A 19,632-nucleotide genomic window follows, 5' to 3' on the forward strand; every position below is an offset into this window, starting at 1 on the left:
ATTCTAAACCATTAAATTTTTTTTTGGAAATATAACGCTTATTTAATTTTAAAATCAAAAATAATTTCAATAAAAAATGAGCAAAGAAAGCGTACACAAAAAGGGTTTTAATAAGGATATAGAAGGTAAAATAATTTATTTCTCTTTCCGTACTGAAATTCAATTTTTTCCATATTTTGGCAAAAGTAGGTAAACTAAAAGAAAAAAGGGGGAGTACAAAATGCCTTGGAATATGAAAGATTATCCTGCTTCAATGAAAAACTTGGATCCGTTGGTTCGAAAAAAAGCAATTGATATTGCAAATGCTTTGTTGAATGATGGCTATACAGACGATCGGGCAATTCCTATTGCTACTAGCCAAGCGGAAAAATGGCTAGAAAATGCCAGTGAAGAAGAAAAGAAAGAATTTCGTAAGGAAAAAAATCCTCAAAAAGATGATCCGCATACCAAAAATAAAAATGCAAAAAAACTTCTGACAGCCAATGTTCAAGTAAAATTTGAAGAAGATAAATGGATTGTTTTATCTGAAGGCGCTAAACGAGCTAGTGATCATTTTAATATTAAAGAAGATGCCATTGCTCGGGCAAAAGAAATCGCTGAAAATAAAAAAACTGGTGTAGAAGTATTTAAAAAAGACGGTAGTCACCAAAAAGATTACGACTTTTCCGAATAAAAAAACCAGCCTCTTTAGGCTGGTTCTGTTATTTTCGCAATCTTTCCTTGTTCGATGTAGACACAAATTTAGCTATCAACAAATATCATATTGAATGATTTGGATACAAAATCTTTAATTCGAAACTGTTAACTATTAATACAATATCATTTAAAATCAATATAACGGAGTCAAACACGGAGTCAAAACAAACCCGCTGAGAATTAAATTAATTAATATTTGTATAGTATATACTCGCATCTTTTTCTATCAGTTTTATCCTAGAACATCTTAAGCGAATCACCAATCTATATTTCTTACTAATATTTCTTAGTTGTACTAAGAAACTGGAGGTTAAAAATGAAACATAGAAAATTATTAACAACTCCCGAAATATCAAAACGTATGGCAAATGTACGCCTTAAGGGAGGAAAAGCTGAAAGCCTGCTGGCTAAAGAATTGTGGCATCAAGGTATCAGATATCGTAAAAACTACAAAGCATTACCCGGTTCTCCAGATATAGCAATCACCAAATATAGATTAGCAATTTTCGTCGATGGTGAATTTTGGCATGGATATGACTGGGAAAATAGAAAAAAGAAATTAAAGCGAAATCGAGACTATTGGATTAACAAAATTGAAGAAAATATAAAAAGAGATGAACAAAACAACAAAAAACTAATACAAATGGGGTGGGTACCTATACATTTCTGGGAAAAAGATATTTTGAAAAATCTAGACCATTGTACAACGGTTATATTGGATTATGTAAGACAAAAGAAAGAGGAGTAACTCTCCTCTTTCTTTATAAAATCAAGTCTTTTAATTGTTCTTTTATATAGTCATTATTTATCCAAAAACATTGTTTTGTCATCCATTGATTTGAATAGTTATCATTATCAGGTTTATTAATCCATTTTGCTGGTACTGGAAGCTTATCCGCATAACGCCCTTCTTCAGAATAATCTCTTTCACGGGCATGGGGTCTAATATGACAAATCATTTTATCATTTTTCTTTATAAAATTATTTTTAATTCGCCATCCATCCCTAGTAGATTTATCTGGAACGGCTTCCAATTTTACTCCTTCTCGAAGTTTAGCTACAGTATCTTCCCATACTGTGCGAACCGGCCCTTCTATATCTTCTTTTGGCATACTAAAGAATTTAACTCCTTTGAATATGACACCTTCTTTTTCTTCTTTAAAAACAATAAACAAAAATCTTGTATCCAATAAAAAATTATGCCATTCACTACTCGGCTCCCCATCTTCTTTTTCCCAGGCCTGATTACTGAGGTCAATAAAATTAAACGCCGGAAAGGACATGCTTTCTTTATTATTTCCTGTTCTATCAAAATATACTGTTTTAACTACTATTGAAGCTTTTTCAAATTCGTCAACTCTTGGAAAAGGTTCCGTCTTGGTAGTGTTACTAGATAATCCCAAGATCGAAGAGACTATTCTATAATTAGCTTGGTAAGATGTTTTGATTTTAAATTTTTCACATAGAGATTGAAAAGTTTTTCCTATATATGGCTCAAAATGGTTTAATATTAGTTCTTCCAAATTATTATCTTCAAGTTGAAAAGTATCTTTTACGATTGAGTCAATTTTTTCTTCACCGAATACATATTTACGCAAAATCGAAGTCATGTAACCAGACTTTAATGAGTATGCTCGCTGTTTGGCTTTTTCTTCTGAAAAAGGTTGTGTTCGGAGAGATTTTATAGCAGTTGCTCCCTTTGTACACGGAGCAAGATAATTAGTCAAACTTTCACTCAGCTCATGAGCTTTTCCTTCTAAAATATATTTCTGTATAACTTCCCAGTCCTGTTGTATGATTTTGAAATCTATAGGATTTTTACACATCTCATATAGAATAGCTTCTCGGATAGTCCACTGATCTTTCGGTGTATCTTTGAGGTACTCATAAAATGCTATTTCCATAGTTTTATTTTTGTACAAAAAATGGCTTTCTTCAAATGTCTCATTAACAACATTATTATAATTAATGATATTCAACACTAACCGTTCTTTAGCGCTATACTGGCCATTTTTCAATTTCTTTATTGGGGTAGCCTTTAACTCTACACCGGCTTCTTCTAGGTCTGGTTTGCTTTCACTATCTCTTACTTTGCCAAACCAAGCCTCAAATATGTCTCCTATAGAATTTTTGTTTTGACTATCGAAAAGGGAGAGGCCATTATTTAATTCTATCAGAGACTTCCCTACCGACTCTTTGGCCCTGTTATGTACTTGCTCTTTTGTTAAGTACCCCGTCATTGTTTACATCCTCCAATCTACACTTATTTCCACATAAAACTATACTACATTGCTAAGAAGAAGCCAAATCGATTAAAAGACATCAAATATACTCAACAAAGTCTTTTGAATAAGGCTTAACATTTTGGATTTTGATCTTTTCAAATCGGTTTATTTATTGTATAATACATTTAAGTTAAAACCGAAAGGATGTTCGCCAAAATGAGTGAAACATTAAATGTATTAGAACTTTTTGCAGGTGTAGGTGGATTCAGAGTTGGCCTAGAGCATTCTAATGCTGGCCTGTTCAAAACAAAGTGGGCAAACCAATGGGAGCCTTCTCGCAAATCTCAAGATGCTTTTGAAGTATATAATTATCACTTTCCGAATAGCGAGAATATTAATAGAAATATCGAAGAGATAACAAATGAAGAATTTGAACGGATGAATGCTGATATTATTGTTGGAGGCTTCCCTTGCCAAGACTATTCTGTTGCACGTAGTAAAAAGCATGAGATGGGTATAGAAGGTAAAAAAGGGGTTCTTTTTTGGCAAATAATCCGTGCTACAAATCATATAAAACCGAAGTATCTCATACTAGAGAATGTCGACCGTTTACTTAAATCTCCTTCTAAACAACGTGGAAGAGATTTTGCTATAATGCTTGCTTCTTTTAATGATTTAGGATATTCAGTAGAGTGGCGTGTTATCAACGCAGCAGACTATGGGCGTAGTCAACGTAGACGTCGTGTCTTTTTTTTCGTTTACAAAAATGATACTAATTTTGGAAGCAAAATAGACATGCAGTTCGAACAAAAAATGGTTGATGATGAAGAACATCGCTATGATGATTATATTTTCACGGAAGGTCTTTTTGCTCGCCAATTCCCTATAATAAAAAATATTTATAAAGGCAGACAAGCTTCATATAAGTTATCAAATGACATAGTAGAAATATCAGACAATTTTACTGGTAAAGTATACAATACTGGAATAATGAGACATGGACGTTACTTTACTATAGATACGGAGCCATATGGCGAAGAAAAGCCCATTACATTAAGAGAAATTATTCAACCAGCAAATGAAATAGCTGAAAAGTATTACTTAACCGATGAAATTAAAATCAAAAAATTCGAGTATCTTCGTGGGGCAAAAAAAATAGAGAGAGTTACTGCTGAAGGCCATACCTATACATTTTCAGAAGGAGGGATGTCACCTTATGATAATTTAGATATGCCAGGACGTACTATGCTGACTTCGGAAGGTTCTTTAAACAGATCGACACATTTATTAAAAATTGAAAATCGTTATCGTTTGTTGACTCCTATAGAGGCTGAACGATTGCAGGATTTCCCTGATGACTGGACAAAATACAAAAAATTGTCTACCGGGGAGGTAGTAGAAGTTTCAGACCGGATGCGTTTATTCTTTATGGGAAATGCTCTAGTTACAAAAATCGTTGAACGAATAGGTGACGAGTTACAGCAATTACTCTGATTTTCACCATTTAAAAGAGGAGAGCGTATGCTCTCCTCTCCTTTTTTTATACAAAATACTTATGACTTAAGATTAAATAACGTTTTAACTATAATTATTACCACCTATTTATTGATTTCTCCAATCGGGTTAACATCTTTTTCAACCTTCTTAAAATTTACAGAATTCAAGGTGTTTCCGTCATCTCTTGACAACAACATGGCATAACTTCCATTTTCTCCTTTAGATTCTGCAAAAGTAATGATTGTCCCATTATCTTTCACCATTAATAAAGTATTGATATATTTTCCTTCATCTGTTTTAATATCTTCAATAGTATAAGCATGCTCGGTTAACTGATTTCCTTGCAATAACTTCAATCTATCTTTTGTAATTTCAATATAAATACTGTCACCTTGCTCATCCATACCATTATAGTACCCCTCAAAGCCCTTGTTATCTCGGACTCCCCAAAAAATCAAAGCAGATAATAATATAATGATCATCAGAGAACTTTTTTTATACTTTAAAATTACTATTTTAGAATTCGTGAATAAATTCATTATCTCAATCTCCTGATTTCAGATATATATGAAATAAATGAAACAGCATTTTTTGCTAAAAAAACACACTATCTTGTGACTAAAAAGACACTATTTTAAAAAAAAATCATAAATGATATTTAGGTATCTGAAACTGTTAAATCCTACCATAACAATTTTCATCAGAAATATTCTGTTTCATTTCATATAGTATACAATATAGTCGGACTAAAATCACTTAATAAAAGAACCTCCAGCTAGAATTTTCTTTCTGAAGGTATCTCCTAAAATACGGTTAATTTTTAAGGGGGTGGGGGTACATCATATATTAATTTAACAATAATACTTCAGTATATGGTACTTCTACATATACCCGGTCTTTCTTTGGATAATACTCAATTTTCACATTGATAACACTCCCGTTCCCCAGTGTAGCTTTAGCTAGATAGGTATTATCTCCATTATTCTTGATTATTGTAACATCATCACAATAATGATTTATTCCATACTGCTCTTGAAGGATTTGAGTTACTAATGGTGCAGACGTTTTTTCGAGTCCGGATGAATCCGTTCTTCTATAAAAAATAATCATTATAACAGCTAGTAAAACAACTCCTACGATAATAAAATTTTTATTTATATTTATTTTATTCAATATTCAGTCTCCTAATTTTTCAAAGGTTTACTTCTTACTAATAATTCGCTGACATACCCAAAAGAACCCCTAGAATAGCACCTGCTATACCTGCTATCATCAAAACAGTTCCCATTTTTTCATCCGTATCTCGATAAAGATATCCCATAATAACAGAAATAGCCCCAAACGCTACAGGAATAAATAGTAATGAAATCAACATAGAAATCCATCCAATAATCAAATATAATTTTCCTGTCTCTTTCCCTTTATCCATATGCTCTTTTACTTCAATGAAAATCTGATCAGTATTCTTCTTTTCAACCTCTGACACTGCTAAGTGGTTCATTCTCTGAGATGTCCCACAAAACTGACAATATTTACTTTCATCCGCTATCTCTTTACCACACTTTTTGCAATACATACTCATCCTCCTGATTATAAGATTGATTAATCGACTCTATTAAATTTCTCGTAAAACAACTCGTTTACAGGTATGTCTAAAATTTCAGAAAGAATTTTCATTTGGTAAGGTTTGGGAATAGTTCTTCCGGTTTGCCATGAACTTATACACTGTTGTGTTACATGCATTTTTTTTGCTAGCTCAATTTGAGAAAATCCTTTCTCTTGTCTGTATCGGCTAAGGTTACTTATTTTTTTCATCATTCCACTCCTTGCATCCATTATAAACAACACAATGATGTATTTCAACTCTAATAAAGCATAAAACATTTTGAAACGACACTTTTACAACAAGTTGTTGTATTCTATTGTGAACGGAGGTGTTATTTTGGAACAAAAATTATATGCAAAAATGATTAGAGAGAAAAGAAAAGCTTTGGGATGGACACAAAAAGAACTAGCTGAAAAAATATTCTCTACACAACAAGCTGTTGCACGGTGGGAAAATTCTATAACTGAACCCAATTTAGAAAGTTTAACTGCCCTTTCTAAGGCATTAGGAGTACCCGTAAGCCATTTTATAGACAAAGAAATAGTTGAGACAGAGGAAGACTTCTTAACCTTATATCGCTCTCTTAATCCCCGGGACAGAGAAAACACTATCTCTTATATGAGACTACTAAAAAAACAAGAAATTGAGCGAAATAACTTTATCTGATAAATCCCCTATTATTGAATGGTTTAGCCGCTTTCATCGATAATACTAAGCACTTTTTCGCGCAATCGGATGATTTTTCTGTTAACAGATTCTGTTTTTATACCTTGCTTTTTTGAAATTACCTCTGGTTCCATCATCATTATTTCCATTAAAAATACTAATTCTGTATCTTTTAACCTCTGAATAAGTTCATCCATTATTTCCATATTTCTTTGGTGAATAGAAACATTTTCCGATAACCCACCGTACGAGAAATTGTCTGATAAATCCCCTATCTCGTACTTGTTCTTATATCTATTTATCTTAGATAACCGATTTTTTTTGATAAATTGCTTTTCATCATTGGATAGTTTACCGTACTTCTTTTCAAACTCAATTTTAAGATCTTTTTCCATTCTTCTTTTCTTATTGAGTTCCTTCTGGAAAAATCTATCAATCGTCGCCCGTTTCGCATTGGATAAGATTTTAATTATTTCGTAAGAACTTTCTGAACAATCCGATAGAAGGTACTCCTCATACGAAATATCACTACCCGTAGTAGTAAATCTTTTTTTGCCATTCCTCAATTCAAAAAGAATACTATACGTAAATTCATCTTTTATAGTCCTTTTATCCCAAATATGATACGGTGATAAAATTGAAAAGAGCCATTTAAGCGTCCATTTTCCTTTTTCGGTACTTTTAATTTTCCAGTTGATAATATCGAAATTTTTTATCTCAAGACTATTTTTTTTCATTTTCTATGACCTCATTGTCCGTTTTTTTGTTTTTGCGCCCCTAATAACTGTGAGAAGATGATTAATTATTTTTTTATCCGATGTATATATGGATATAAAGTATTTTTCTTTTAATAACTGAGCATAAAGTCATTTTTATAATTAGCAAAGCAACTATCCTCGGGAGGGGGCAAAGCCCCCTTCCTCGGTCAATCTGAAAGATTGCTCGGGTTTGGGGCGAGTAGCCCCAAGGTCTTAAAGCCCTAATTATGCCTTTTGCCAAGACTACTCAGTATTAAGAAATAAATAATTTTATTTAAATTAAGTGAATCAATACTTATGCTCATCCAAGAACTCAACAATGTCTGCTTTCTTGTATAGACACAGACCATCAATAGTAACTCGTTTTAATCCTTGTTTACGTAATTTAGCCAACGTGTTTGTGGAAATATCTCCTAAATATTCTTTTGTCTGCGATGTAGTGAGATAATCTCCAAACCTATTTATTTCAGTTATCAACTTTATTTCACTTCTCAACTCTGACTTTAATTCCTCAAATATCCTTTCAGTGTTTACCTCTATTTTCAATTTTTAAGCCTCCTAAAAAACAAAATTTATACACCGAATCATATATGTAAATGAATAGAATATCAACATAAAAAAGGTTGAATAACACTAATAAAAAGCCTTTAAAAAGGGTTATTGACAGAAGTCAATAACCCTAAAAAAAATTCCCCAACCCGTGAAAACTCTTTTTTACAACACTATTAAAAAACATTTACAATAATAAGTCAATAAAAAATGTTTACTAAGTAAACATAAAATAGTATTATTAAAACAGGTGATAATAATGAATTATAAAAAATACGATTTTTACGATCCCACAGTAGTTGGGAAAAGAATTAAAACTATTCGTGAAAGTTTTAACTGTACAATGGAACAATTCGGACAGCTAATTAATGGCACAACAAAAGCCGCCGTTTTTAATTGGGAAAAAGGAAAAAGGCTACCTAATAATGGTAGTCTTGAGCTGATTGCTATACTAGGCAAAACAACAGCTGAAGATATTGTCTACGGAAATTTTGAGAAATACCTCGTTTCATTGTTTACAACCGAGTCCTTTCTGTATTCTAAGGTGAAAGATAAATTGAAACATTCTCAACAATATGAGCTATTCAGTTTCTATGAATCTATGTCCGAGGAAAAAAAGAGTTTAATTATAAAAAACGTAATTGAGGATACCAAACGTTTAAATTTTGATTATTTTGATATAGCTAATATTGTAGATTTATTCTTGATGCATACGGAGAACAGCTTAAAAATAAATCTATTTGTCAAAACTCTTCCGCCGAAAGTAGAGAATTTATTAATTGATATTGAAAAAAACGAGCTAACGATTGATGAATTGAAATTATTAATAAAATATCTAGGTAATAAGATACAAAAATGAGTACAGCTGGTAATTTGTTTAAAAGAAAGGGGGAATGCGATGGAAATTAGCCTATGAGCTCTCAGCGGGCTTGTACGGCTTCTGTAAGGAGGTTTTATCAATGGCAATACTGAAACAATATAAGAAAAGTGATGGCACAACAGCGTGGTTCTACAAGCTTTACATGGGCAAAGATCCCATAACTGGAAAAGAAAGACGGACAACACGTAGAGGTTTTAAAACAAAAAAGGAAGCTTGCTTAGATTTAGCTAGATTACAATTAGAAATCGAATCCAAGGGAATAAATAATAACTCCATACGGACATACAGAGAATTATATTATCTGTGGATGAGCCAGCATACACTTAATATCCGTAATACTACTGAGCAACGGATAAAAAACTACTTTACTAACCAAATACTCCCTTCATTTGGAAAAATGAAACTGGACTCTATCACTCCTTCTATATGTCAAAAAATACTAACAGATTGGGCTACAAAATATCAATCTTTTCAAAAAATTAGAAGTTACGCATCACAAGTTTTCAACTATGGCGTACTTTTGGGTGTGATTGATAACAATCCCATGGAGAGGACAATTACACCTAAATCAATTAGTAATTCTACTGAGATCAAAGAGGAAGTCTATTCAAAAGAGGAGCTACATCTGTTTTTTGAATGTTTGCATAAGTTAAAAGATGAGCGGGCTTTAGTATTCTTTAGAATAGCTTCTTATACAGGGGCACGAAAAGGAGAAATACTCGGGCTGACATGGAAAGACATAGATTTCGATAATCAAACTATCCGTTTCAACAAAACGTTAGTAGAACTATCCGATGGCTCTCTATGTATTAACCCTACAAAAACAGACAAATCAAAGAGAGTAATTTCAATTGATAATGGAACCTTACGTATTCTAAAAAAATGGAAACGTTCTGTAACAAAAAAGAACCTTTCTAGGGGTATTCGGATAGATAATATAGATGATATACCTGTAATCAGCACTATCAAAGGGAATAAAAAAAGGGACTTCCTTTACAAAGGCTACCCTAACCATGTCATGGATAAAGTAGCACGGAAGTTCCCGGATATGAAGATAATCAAAGTCCATGGCTTTAGAAAGACTCATGCTACCCTTCTCTTTGAGGCAGGTGCTCAAGTAAAAGATGTACAAGATAGGCTAGGGCATTCTTCTTCTAAAACAACCATGGACATTTATATTAAAGTATCAAAAAATCGGCAAAATGAAACAGTCGAATTATTTGATTCTTACATGAACGGATGATAAGCGAGGTCAAAAACGGAGTCAGATGATATTATGAGGATACTTTTTTACCCCTTAATCCTTTGATATCAAGCGTTTTAATGGCTTACTTTCGCAATCTTCCCTTGTTCGATGTAGACCATCAATATACTTATGTCGGCTGGATTTACGCCACTAATTCGGCTGGCCTGAGCGATGGTTTCTGGTTGTATTTTTTGTAGTTTTTGTTTTGCTTCAGTTGCAAGACCATTGATTGCTTCATAATCAATGTTTTCAGGAATCCGTTTTGCTTCCATGCGTTTTAGTTTTTCTACTTTTTCAAGGGCTTTTTTGATATATCCTTCATATTTGATCTGAATCTCTACTTGCTCAATTTCCTTCGGCTTTAATGCAGGGTTTGCTTCGATAAACTGCAAGAGTTCTTGATAATTTACTTCTGGACGGCGTAGAAATTCATTTGCTAGAACACCATCTTTTAATGGAGCGGTTCCTTTCTCTTTGAGGAAAGTTTGAACAGATGGTGTTGGTTTGATACGTACTTTTTTTAGACGTTGGATTTCCTCTTCTACAGCTGTTTTTTTTGTTAGATAGGCTTGGTATTGTGGCTCTTCCACTAAGCCAATTTGGTGTCCGACTTCTGTTAGACGAAGATCCGCATTATCGTGACGCAGCAACAACCGATATTCTGCTCTCGATGTCAATAGACGGTATGGCTCATTAGTCCCTTTTGTTACTAGATCATCGATCATTACTCCGATGTATCCATCACTACGTTTCATAATAAAAGGCTCTTTTCCTTGAATCTTAAGAGCAGCATTTATGCCAGCAATCAATCCTTGACCCGCTGCTTCTTCATATCCGCTCGTTCCATTTGTTTGTCCTGCTGTAAAAAGGTTAGCGATGACTTTTGTTTCTAACGTTGGTCGTAACTGATGTGGTACTACAACATCATATTCAATAGCATAACCCGTACGCATCATCTCAACTTTTTCAAGCCCGGCAATCGAATGGAGCATATTGACTTGGACGTCTTCTGGAAGAGAAGTTGAAAGTCCTTGGACATACACTTCTTCGGTATCTAAACCTTCTGGCTCTAAAAATAATTGGTGGCGTGATTTATCGGCAAAACGTACGATTTTGTCCTCGATCGAAGGGCAGTACCTTGCTCCAACCCCTTCAACGATTCCAGTAAACATTGGTGCACGATGAATATTATCATTAATGATTTGATGTGTATGTTCATTGGTATAGGTTAACCAGCAAGGTTCTTGATTGGTTTTGTATTGGCTATCTGGTGTACTGTAACTAAAGTGATTAGGGGCTTCGTCACCGGGTTGGATCTCAGTTACATCATAGTTGATGGTACTTGACTTCACACGTGGCGGCGTACCAGTTTTGAAGCGCGCAATTTCTAAACCTAACTCTTTTAAATGATCAGCAAGTCCAATGGATGGTTGAGAATTATTAGGTCCCGAAGAATATTTTAGTTCACCAATAATAATTTCCCCACGTAGCGCAGTTCCAGCAGTAATGATCACCGATTTTGCTTGGTAACGAGCTCCAGTTGCAGTAACAACGCCTTTACAAATACCATCCTCAACAATCAATTTCTCTACAATACCCTGGCGTAATGTCAAATTTTGCTCCATTTCAATGGTTTTTTTCATTTCAGAAGCATAGGCATGTTTATCTGCTTGTGCACGCAATGCACGCACAGCCGGTCCTTTACCTGTATTCAACATTCTCATTTGAATGTATGTTTTGTCGATGTTCTTCCCCATCTCGCCCCCGAGAGCATCAATCTCTCTAACAACTACACCTTTAGCAGGACCTCCTACTGATGGATTACAAGGCATAAATGCAACCATATCTAAATTGATGGTTAACAATAATGTTTTACACCCCATACGGCTAGCTGCAAGAGCAGCCTCTGATCCAGCATGACCTGCACCAACTACTATGACTTCATATTCTTCTGCTTGATATTCTTGCATCGTATTCTCCTTTGGTAATTTTATTTTCCTAAACAAAATTGACTAAATAACTGCGTAATTAATTCATCTTGAACACTATCTCCAACAATTTCGCCTAAATAATCCCAGCAACGAGTCATGTCGATTTGCACAAGATCAACAGGCATCCCACTTTCAATTCCTTGAATCACTTCTGCTAATGATTGTTCTGCTTTTTCCAATAATGCAATATGACGAGTGTTTGAGAGATAAGAAGCATCTTTGTCTCCTGTATTTCCACCAAAAAACAAGTCAGCTATTGCTTGTTCAAGTTGATCCAATCCTTCACTCGTTAATACCGAAATAGGAAGAGCAGGCTCATTCTCTAAATAGGGCACTAAATCTTCTTGATTGATTCTTGAAGGTAAATCTGTTTTATTTAGCAAAATGATTCGTTTATTTCCAGATGTAATATCCAATAATTGTTTATCTTCTGTCGTGAGTGACTCACTTTGATTTAGTACTAATAAAATCAAATCCGCTTCACTGAGTGCTTTGCGACTACGTTCAACACCAATTTTCTCAACGATATCTTCTGTTTCACGAATTCCTGCGGTATCAACTAACTTTAAAGGCACACCACGTACGTTTACATACTCTTCAATAACATCTCTAGTAGTACCTGCAATATCTGTTACAATTGCTTTCTCTTCCCGTAATAAGTGATTTAGCAGACTTGACTTGCCTACGTTTGGCCGACCAATAATTGCTGTACTGAGACCTTCTCGTAAAATTTTTCCTTGCTGTGCTGTCTGTAAAAGAGCTTGTATCTGTTTCTGGACTTGATTTGCCTTTTCTAATAATAAACGTGTTGTCAATTCTTCGACATCATCATATTCTGGATAATCGATATTTACTTCTACCTGTGCCAATGTCTCTAAGATCTCTTGCCGTAGTTGTCGGATCAATCTTGAGAGGTTACCATCTAATTGGTTGATAGCGAGATTCATTGCTTTATCAGTTTTTGCACGAATCAAATCCATCACTGCTTCAGCTTGAGATAAATCAACACGCCCATTAAGAAAAGCACGCTTTGTAAACTCTCCCGGTTCAGCCAACCGTGCTCCTTGACGCAAAACTAATTGCAAAATTTGATTAACGACAACAATCCCGCCGTGACAATTGATTTCTACTATATCTTCTCTAGTAAAAGTTTTTGGTTTTCTCATGATCGATACCATAACTTCATCCATCATTTGATACTTCTCAGGGTCAAAAATATGGCCATAATGTATCGTGTGGCTACTCACATCTATTAGTTTTTTCTTTCCTGATTGAAAGACAGCATCTGCTATGGAAATTGCTTGTTCACCACTTAATCGAACAATACTGATCGCTCCTTCACCAGGGGGCGTAGATATTGCTGCAATCGTATCAAATTCCTGCGTAATACTCACCATACTAAAGCTCCTCCTAATTTTTCGCATAAAAAAAGCGCCCACTCCACCCGTCAAACTCATAACGGATAGACTTAGCACTTTGACTGCTTGTCATATAAAATTCTGGGAATAGATTAGCATACTTTTTATTTTGTCGCAAGTCTACTTGGTAAACTTTTAATCTTTTGCATCAAACACTAAAAACATTTAAAATAAAGGAAACAATAAGAAATGAGGGATTTTTATGGATACGTCCAAAAAAATAGATACTTCTTCTCGCATCAAGGAAATCATTCTTTCTACCGGAAATGTCAATCGGCCATACATTGTTCGCGATATTGTCTTTGCCGCAGATAAAATTGAAGTAGATTTATTTGATCCTGAAATCGATTTGAATGCGCTTCTCTCTGATGTTGCTTTTCGTCTGAAAGAAAAAGCGCACAGTTATGGTGCTAATGCTGTAATCAACTGCCATTTTGAACATGATCGGATCGTAGAAAACGGGAAAACTTTTTTAGAAATTTTTGCTTATGGAACAGTTGTACAGTTTACACAATCTACAATCGGCGGCTAATTTCCCTCAACAATAAACTGCTAAACCTCGATACTACCAATACAATTAATATAAAAAAAGAGTCCGTGGCAAACGGACTCTTTTTTTCACCAAAGTAAGAACTACTCATCGTATGTTTACTTTGATAAGAATGATTTCTAGTCAAGAATACTTGGTTTCAAATATCTTGTCAATTCCTTTAGACTTAAAAGTTTTTTTTCGCTGGTTCAACCACCAAGTACCGATAAGGCTCGTCACCTTCAGAGTGTGTTTGTATTTGGGCATCCTTACTTAATGCAGAATGGATTTGCTTTCTTTCAAAAGCTGGCATAGGTTCTAAAAAGACTGGTCTACCTGTGCGTTTAACTTTTTCTGCTGTTCTATTGGCCAGACGCTCTAAAATTGCCTGACGCTTTTCACGATAATCACCTACATTAACAACCACGGATAGCTTATTTGCTGCGATTCGATGAATATATACTTGTGCCAGATATTGTAAAGCATTTAGTGTTTTTCCATGTTTTCCAATCAGGAGTCCTTGCTTTTGTGTATCTAGATGAAAAACGATCAAGCCATCTTCTCGTGCTGTTTTTACAAGGGCTGGTGCATTCAATGCTTTAGAAATGTTAGTCAAATATAAAGCAAGATGAGTAAGTGCTTCATCATCAGAAAGATCCTTTGCGTTAGGTTTTTCTTCCGTATCTGCTTGCGATTTTGCAGTAAGCACTGATTCCTCAAGTTCAGGTTCTAAGATTTCTTCAATTATTTCAGTTACTGATTCTGTGATGATTTTTGATTCATCCGCAGCACTTCTTTCAATTGATACGCGGGCATTCTTTTTACCAATACCCAAAAAACCTTTTTTCCCCTCATCCAAAACATCGATCACTGCTTGATCCTTGTTTAAACCTAAAGCATGCAATCCTTCTTGGATAGCTTCATCTACTGTAAGACCTTCATAAATCGGCATTATCTGCAACCTCCTTTTATTTCTTACGTTTTTTCTTAGGACTCATTGCTTTCTTCAGCGCTCTTTCTCGTTCTCTTTCTTTTCGAGCAGCTTCTTCTCTTTCTTGACGAATCTTGAATGGATTATTCAAAATCAACGTTTGTACTACTTGGAATGCATTGGATACAACCCAGTATAAAGATAAACCACTAGCGATATTGATCCCCATCAATAAAATCATCAATGGCATTGCAAAATTCATTATCTTTAAACTAGCATTTGATTCTATTTGACTCATACTAGACAAATAAGTACTTGCAAATGTAAATAGTGCAGCTAATATAGGTAAAATAAAGTAAGGATCTCGGTCCCCTAATTGTAACCACAAAAATTTTCCTTCTTGTAAAGCTGGAACCCGCGAAATCGATTGCCATAATGCCATCAAAATTGGCATTTGGACAAGTAGCGGCAAACATCCGGCATAAGGATTCACATTATTTTCTGCATAAAGCCGTTGCGTTTCTGCACGTAATTTATTTTGTGTTTCACTATCTTTCGATGCATATTGTTGTTGCAGAGCTTTTAATTTTGGCTGCAATTCTTGAGTTTTTCGCATACTCTTTGTTTGAAAATGCATTAAAGGCATGAGAATAATCCGAATGATCAGAGTAAATAGAATGATCCCAATCCCAGCATTGCCAAAAGATAGCATCTTGATCGCTTCAGCAAAGTAATAAACGATATAACGATCCCATAATCCTGAACTTTGCGCATTCACTTCCCCAGTTGCGCTACAGGCAGACAAGACAACTACCAATGAGACGATCCCCAAAAATAGTAAGATACGTTTTCCTTTTTTCACTTAAATAATTCCTTTCCGTTAGTTAATGATTTTAGCAAGCTTTAACACATGCTCTAAATTCGAGTATACTTCTTGAGAAGAGCAATTCGAAACACTTGGACGAGCAATTACGATGAAATCGAGTGTAGGTTTGATTCTAGGTTGCATATCCGTGAGACTTGCTCTGATTTTTCGTTTGATCTCATTTCGTTTAACAGCATTTCCTACTTTTTTTCCTACAGATAATCCGACACGAAAATGTGGCTGATCTTTCTGCAGAACATAGACAACAAATTTACGGTTTGCAAAAGACTTTCCTTTCTGAAAAACCTTTTGAAAGTCTTGTTCTGTTTTTACGCGATATGCCTTTCTCATCTTGGTTCCTTCATTTCTTTCTACTTTGGTTACTCACCTGTCAATAATACCATATTTAGTAAAAGGGATTCACTATATTCCTTAAAAAACGGCATAAAAAAAACCACTGGCATTCAGTGGCTTATGCAGAAATAACCTTTCTGCCTTTACGACGACGACTTGCTAAAACACGACGTCCATTTTTTGTACTCATACGTTTACGGAATCCGTGAACTTTTTGACGTTTACGTTTATTTGGTTGATAAGTTCTTTTCATTTAGTGACACCTCCATCAAAATAATGATTATGCGCATAGACATACTTTGATAGTATAACGAGTCAGACAGTGTTTTGTCAATATAAAATTCACCCACTTTACTGTCTTGTTTTCCACATAAACTAAATGAACTGTGTGTTACTTGTGGATTTTGCATTTTTGTGGATAACTTATTTCCACAAGTTTTTCCTGCTTTTTCCACAAATAAACACCCTTCTAAAAAGTTATCCACATACACTTTTCTAGCTGTGCATAAATCAGTAAAATGCTTTTACATCAACGTATTTGATTAACAGTTACTTGTGGATAAACAAGAGATTATTGTAACAATCCACAAACACTCCTCCTCTGTGGATAACCGTAAATTTGATAAGTTAATTTCTCCTGTTCTTTTTTCCATAGATGTGGAAAAGTATTTTTTTCTAACCTTTTTTATTATAATCTGTGGAAAACTTCTTCCATCCGTGCTAAATTAGTATTATCTATTCTTAGCTATAGGAGGACAATTTATGTCATCTGCTGATTCCATTTGGCGAGATCTTCAGAAATCTTTTAAAGAAGAACTTAATCCAGCAAGTTACAGTGCTTGGATCGAAACAGCCAACATATTATCTTTTGAAAAAAATCAGTTATTGATTGAAGTACCCAGTGATCTTCATAAATCTTATTGGGAAAAAAATCTAGCTGCAAAAATTGTTGAGATGGGCTTCATGAAGACCGGTGAAGAACTAATTCCTAGTTTTGTCACTGCTGAAGAAGCAGAAGCTCTGCAAAAATCGCCTTCTGTTGAACAAACAGTTACTGAAAAAGCAGAAAAAAAAGGAAAAACTATTCTAAACGAAAAATATACTTTTGATACATTTGTTATAGGTAAAGGAAATCAGATGGCTCATGCTGCAGCTTTAGTTGTAGCTGAAGATCCCGGTTCTATCTATAATCCGTTATTCTTCTATGGTGGTGTGGGTCTAGGAAAAACTCACTTGATGCATGCTATCGGACATCAAATGCTGTTAAAAAGACCAAATGCAAAAATCAAATATGTGAGCAGTGAGAACTTCACTAATGATTTTATTACTTCGATCCAAAAGAATAAAATGGAAGATTTTCGGAATGAATACCGAAATGTTGATCTCTTACTTGTTGATGATATTCAGTTTTTGGTCAATAAAGAAGGGACACAAGAAGAATTCTTTAATACATTTGAAGAGCTTTATCGAAATAACAAGCAGATCGTTTTGACAAGTGATCGCTTACCAAATGAAATACCCACGTTACCTGAACGATTGGTTTCACGTTTCGCATGGGGGTTATCTGTAGATATTACACCTCCAGATCTAGAAACTAGAACAGCGATTTTAAGAAAAAAAGCAGAAGCTGAACGCCTCGAAATCCCTGACGATACACTGAGTTATATCGCAGGACAAATTGATTCGAATATTCGGGAATTAGAAGGCGCATTAGTGCGTGTACAAGCATTTGCAACTATGCAAAATTCGGATATTACAACAAGCTTAGCTGCAGAAGCAATCAAAGCATTAAAGTCAAGTCATGGAAGCACTCAAGTTTCTATATTGCAAATCCAAGAGGAAGTTGCAAAATACTACCATATCCATATAAATGATCTCAAAGGAAAAAAACGTGTCAAAGGAATTGTCGTACCTCGGCAAATCGCCATGTTTCTTTCTCGTGAACTAACGGATAACTCTTTACCTAAAATTGGAGCTGAATTCGGAGGTAAAGATCATACTACAGTCATTCATGCTCATGAAAAAATCCAACATCTTTCAGAAACGGATCCTACCATTAAGAATGAAATTTCAGAAATCAAAAACATTCTCTTTAGTTGAGTTGTGGATAAAGCAAAAACATGTCAAAAAGTTATGCACAGGTTATACACAGGCGTTTTCGTTGACGTCTCAATGATATTTTCTAGTTATCCACAATACTAACAAGCCTATTACTACTATTACCTTATTTAATAACTATAAATAAAAGGAGTGCTCCTAATGAAAGTAACTTTAAATCGAACAGAGTTCATGCAAGAATTACAAACCGTTCAACGTGCCATTTCATCAAAAACTACCATACCGATCCTTACAGGTGTTAAATTAGTTCTAACTGATAAAGGTTTAACTCTGACAGGAAGTAATGCTGATATTTCAATTGAGACTTTTTTAAGCGTAGAGAAAGAAAAAGTTCAAATGAAAATTGAACAAACAGGAGCAATTATTTTACAAGCACGATTTTTTAGTGAAATCATTCGTCGCTTACCGGATAATACTGTTACGCTGGAAGTGATAGAAAATAACCAAGTAGCAATAACTTCAGGGAAAGCTAACTTTACTGTAAATGGATTAGATGCTGATAGTTATCCACATTTACCAGTTGTCGAAAGTCAAGATCGCATCGAAGTTCCTGCTCAGATTCTAAATAAAATTGTTAACGAAACAGTTTTTGCTGTTTCACAGCACGAAAGTCGTCCAATTCTAACCGGTGTTCATTTTGTTCTTGAAAATAAGAAATTATTAGCTGTAGCTACAGATTCCCATCGATTAAGTCAACGAGTAATTCCATTAGAAAGTGGGGAAGCGAATTTCAACATCGTTATTCCTGGGAAAAGTTTGACTGAATTGTCCCGTTCTTTAACAGATGAAGAAGAAGCTATTCAAATCAGTATCATGGATAATCAAGTATTGTTCCAAACCAATACAATGAAGTTCTATTCACGCCTATTAGAAGGGACTTACCCAGATACAAATCGATTGATACCATCAAGTTTTAACACAGAAATTGAATTTTCAGTTCCAGAATTGTTGTCAGCCATCGAACGCGCATCTTTACTTTCACATGAAGGAAGAAATAACATTGTTCGTTTGTCAATAAATGAAGATTCTGTTATTTTATATGGGAATTCTCCTGAGATTGGTAAAGTAGAAGAAGATCTATCCTACGAGCAAGTTTCAGGAGAACCATTGGAAATCTCTTTCAATCCTGATTACATGAAGGCGGCTCTAAGAGCTTTTGGAGATACAAACATCACGATTCGCTTTATTTCTGCTATCAGACCATTCACTTTGGAACCAACTGAAAGTCAAGGAAGCTTTATTCAATTGATTACACCAGTCCGCACAAATTAGAATTTTTCATATTTATTGTAAATGCATGAAA

22 protein-coding genes are annotated in these 19,632 nt (G+C 34.6%); 9 read left to right on the plus strand and 13 right to left on the minus strand.

The genetic code is table 11. The features are described from left to right. Nucleotides 1-220 precede the first annotated feature (220 nt). Together EGX73_RS05570 and EGX73_RS05575 are read left to right on the plus strand one after the other, a co-directional pair. Nucleotides 221-673, plus strand: a complete 453-nt coding sequence (locus EGX73_RS05570) for a DUF2188 domain-containing protein (protein WP_005473095.1) — start codon at nt 221-223, stop codon at nt 671-673. Nucleotides 674-1,012: 339 nt separating this feature from the next. Beyond that, the gene (locus EGX73_RS05575) at nt 1,013-1,444 is read left to right on the plus strand and encodes a very short patch repair endonuclease (RefSeq protein ID WP_123866799.1); all 432 of its coding nucleotides are present in this window, start codon (nt 1,013-1,015) and stop codon (nt 1,442-1,444) included. A 13-nt stretch (nt 1,445-1,457) separates the two neighbouring features. Here EGX73_RS05575 and EGX73_RS05580 read toward each other — a convergent pair whose 3' ends face one another. Continuing rightward, nucleotides 1,458-2,936: a Sau3AI family type II restriction endonuclease gene (locus tag EGX73_RS05580; RefSeq protein WP_123866800.1), complete on the minus strand. Its 1,479-nt coding sequence runs from the start codon at nt 2,934-2,936 to the stop codon at nt 1,458-1,460. 201 nt (nt 2,937-3,137) lie between these two features. Here EGX73_RS05580 and EGX73_RS05585 point away from each other — a divergent pair, with 201 nt between their 5' ends. Further along, on the plus strand, nt 3,138-4,415 hold the full coding sequence (locus tag EGX73_RS05585) for a DNA cytosine methyltransferase (protein ID WP_234755132.1): 1,278 nt from the start codon (nt 3,138-3,140) through the stop codon (nt 4,413-4,415). A 104-nt stretch (nt 4,416-4,519) separates the two neighbouring features. Here EGX73_RS05585 and EGX73_RS05590 read toward each other — a convergent pair whose 3' ends face one another. The 4 genes from EGX73_RS05590 to EGX73_RS05605 all read right to left on the minus strand — a co-directional run bounded on the left by EGX73_RS05590 (nt 4,520) and on the right by EGX73_RS05605 (nt 6,233). Then, nucleotides 4,520-4,957: a hypothetical protein gene (locus EGX73_RS05590; RefSeq protein WP_123866802.1), complete on the minus strand. Its 438-nt coding sequence runs from the start codon at nt 4,955-4,957 to the stop codon at nt 4,520-4,522. Between the two features lie 307 nt (nt 4,958-5,264). After that, nucleotides 5,265-5,591 (minus strand): hypothetical protein, encoded by a 327-nt coding sequence (locus EGX73_RS05595; protein WP_123866803.1) that lies wholly within the window; start codon nt 5,589-5,591, stop codon nt 5,265-5,267. Between the two features lie 37 nt (nt 5,592-5,628). Continuing rightward, nucleotides 5,629-5,994 (minus strand): zinc ribbon domain-containing protein, encoded by a 366-nt coding sequence (locus EGX73_RS05600; protein WP_123866804.1) that lies wholly within the window; start codon nt 5,992-5,994, stop codon nt 5,629-5,631. A gap of 26 nt (nt 5,995-6,020) precedes the next feature. Continuing rightward, nucleotides 6,021-6,233, minus strand: a complete 213-nt coding sequence (locus EGX73_RS05605; protein WP_123866805.1) for a helix-turn-helix transcriptional regulator — start codon at nt 6,231-6,233, stop codon at nt 6,021-6,023. 127 nt (nt 6,234-6,360) lie between these two features. Between EGX73_RS05605 and EGX73_RS05610 the strand changes: the two genes are divergently transcribed. Further along, nucleotides 6,361-6,690, plus strand: a complete 330-nt coding sequence (locus EGX73_RS05610) for a helix-turn-helix domain-containing protein (protein ID WP_123866806.1) — start codon at nt 6,361-6,363, stop codon at nt 6,688-6,690. Nucleotides 6,691-6,713: 23 nt separating this feature from the next. Here the strand turns inward: EGX73_RS05610 and EGX73_RS05615 are convergent, their stop codons facing one another. Beyond that, a complete protein-coding gene (locus EGX73_RS05615) occupies nt 6,714-7,427 on the minus strand; it encodes a hypothetical protein (protein ID WP_123866807.1) in 714 nt (237 codons plus the stop codon). A 309-nt stretch (nt 7,428-7,736) separates the two neighbouring features. Then, complete coding sequence (locus tag EGX73_RS05620; RefSeq protein ID WP_123866808.1) at nt 7,737-7,994, minus strand: helix-turn-helix domain-containing protein; 258 nt, start codon at nt 7,992-7,994, stop codon at nt 7,737-7,739. Nucleotides 7,995-8,256: 262 nt separating this feature from the next. Between EGX73_RS05620 and EGX73_RS05625 the strand changes: the two genes are divergently transcribed. After that, complete coding sequence (locus EGX73_RS05625; RefSeq protein ID WP_123866809.1) at nt 8,257-8,856, plus strand: DNA-binding transcriptional regulator; 600 nt, start codon at nt 8,257-8,259, stop codon at nt 8,854-8,856. 100 nt (nt 8,857-8,956) lie between these two features. Next, nucleotides 8,957-10,120, plus strand: a complete 1,164-nt coding sequence (locus tag EGX73_RS05630) for a site-specific integrase (protein WP_123866810.1) — start codon at nt 8,957-8,959, stop codon at nt 10,118-10,120. Nucleotides 10,121-10,197: 77 nt separating this feature from the next. Here EGX73_RS05630 and mnmG read toward each other — a convergent pair whose 3' ends face one another. After that, nucleotides 10,198-12,093, minus strand: coding sequence for a tRNA uridine-5-carboxymethylaminomethyl(34) synthesis enzyme MnmG (gene mnmG / locus EGX73_RS05635; protein WP_123866811.1), 1,896 nt, complete (start codon nt 12,091-12,093; stop codon nt 10,198-10,200). Between the two features lie 20 nt (nt 12,094-12,113). Further along, nucleotides 12,114-13,511, minus strand: coding sequence for a tRNA uridine-5-carboxymethylaminomethyl(34) synthesis GTPase MnmE (mnmE, locus tag EGX73_RS05640; protein ID WP_123866812.1), 1,398 nt, complete (start codon nt 13,509-13,511; stop codon nt 12,114-12,116). Between the two features lie 223 nt (nt 13,512-13,734). Here mnmE and EGX73_RS05645 point away from each other — a divergent pair, with 223 nt between their 5' ends. Continuing rightward, nucleotides 13,735-14,064: a heavy metal-binding domain-containing protein gene (locus EGX73_RS05645; RefSeq protein WP_003129184.1), complete on the plus strand. Its 330-nt coding sequence runs from the start codon at nt 13,735-13,737 to the stop codon at nt 14,062-14,064. 184 nt (nt 14,065-14,248) lie between these two features. Here EGX73_RS05645 and jag read toward each other — a convergent pair whose 3' ends face one another. From jag to rpmH, 4 genes are all read right to left on the minus strand, one after another. Further along, a complete protein-coding gene (gene jag, locus EGX73_RS05650; protein ID WP_003129185.1) occupies nt 14,249-15,013 on the minus strand; it encodes an RNA-binding cell elongation regulator Jag/EloR in 765 nt (254 codons plus the stop codon). Nucleotides 15,014-15,029: 16 nt separating this feature from the next. Continuing rightward, nucleotides 15,030-15,854, minus strand: a complete 825-nt coding sequence (locus tag EGX73_RS05655; protein ID WP_003129186.1) for a membrane protein insertase YidC — start codon at nt 15,852-15,854, stop codon at nt 15,030-15,032. An 18-nt stretch (nt 15,855-15,872) separates the two neighbouring features. Next, nucleotides 15,873-16,208 (minus strand): ribonuclease P protein component, encoded by a 336-nt coding sequence (rnpA, locus tag EGX73_RS05660; protein WP_003129188.1) that lies wholly within the window; start codon nt 16,206-16,208, stop codon nt 15,873-15,875. A 121-nt stretch (nt 16,209-16,329) separates the two neighbouring features. Further along, nucleotides 16,330-16,464, minus strand: coding sequence for a 50S ribosomal protein L34 (gene rpmH, locus EGX73_RS05665; protein WP_002356012.1), 135 nt, complete (start codon nt 16,462-16,464; stop codon nt 16,330-16,332). Between the two features lie 509 nt (nt 16,465-16,973). Here rpmH and dnaA point away from each other — a divergent pair. Further along, a complete protein-coding gene (gene dnaA / locus EGX73_RS05675; RefSeq protein WP_003129244.1) occupies nt 16,974-18,311 on the plus strand; it encodes a chromosomal replication initiator protein DnaA in 1,338 nt (445 codons plus the stop codon). Nucleotides 18,312-18,470: 159 nt separating this feature from the next. Beyond that, nucleotides 18,471-19,601, plus strand: a complete 1,131-nt coding sequence (gene dnaN / locus EGX73_RS05680) for a DNA polymerase III subunit beta (RefSeq protein ID WP_123866813.1) — start codon at nt 18,471-18,473, stop codon at nt 19,599-19,601. The last annotated feature ends 31 nt before the right edge of the window (nt 19,602-19,632 follow it).

Source organism: Enterococcus sp. FDAARGOS_553 (genome assembly GCF_003812305.1).
Classification (GTDB): Bacteria; Bacillota; Bacilli; order Lactobacillales; family Enterococcaceae; genus Enterococcus_D; species Enterococcus_D gallinarum.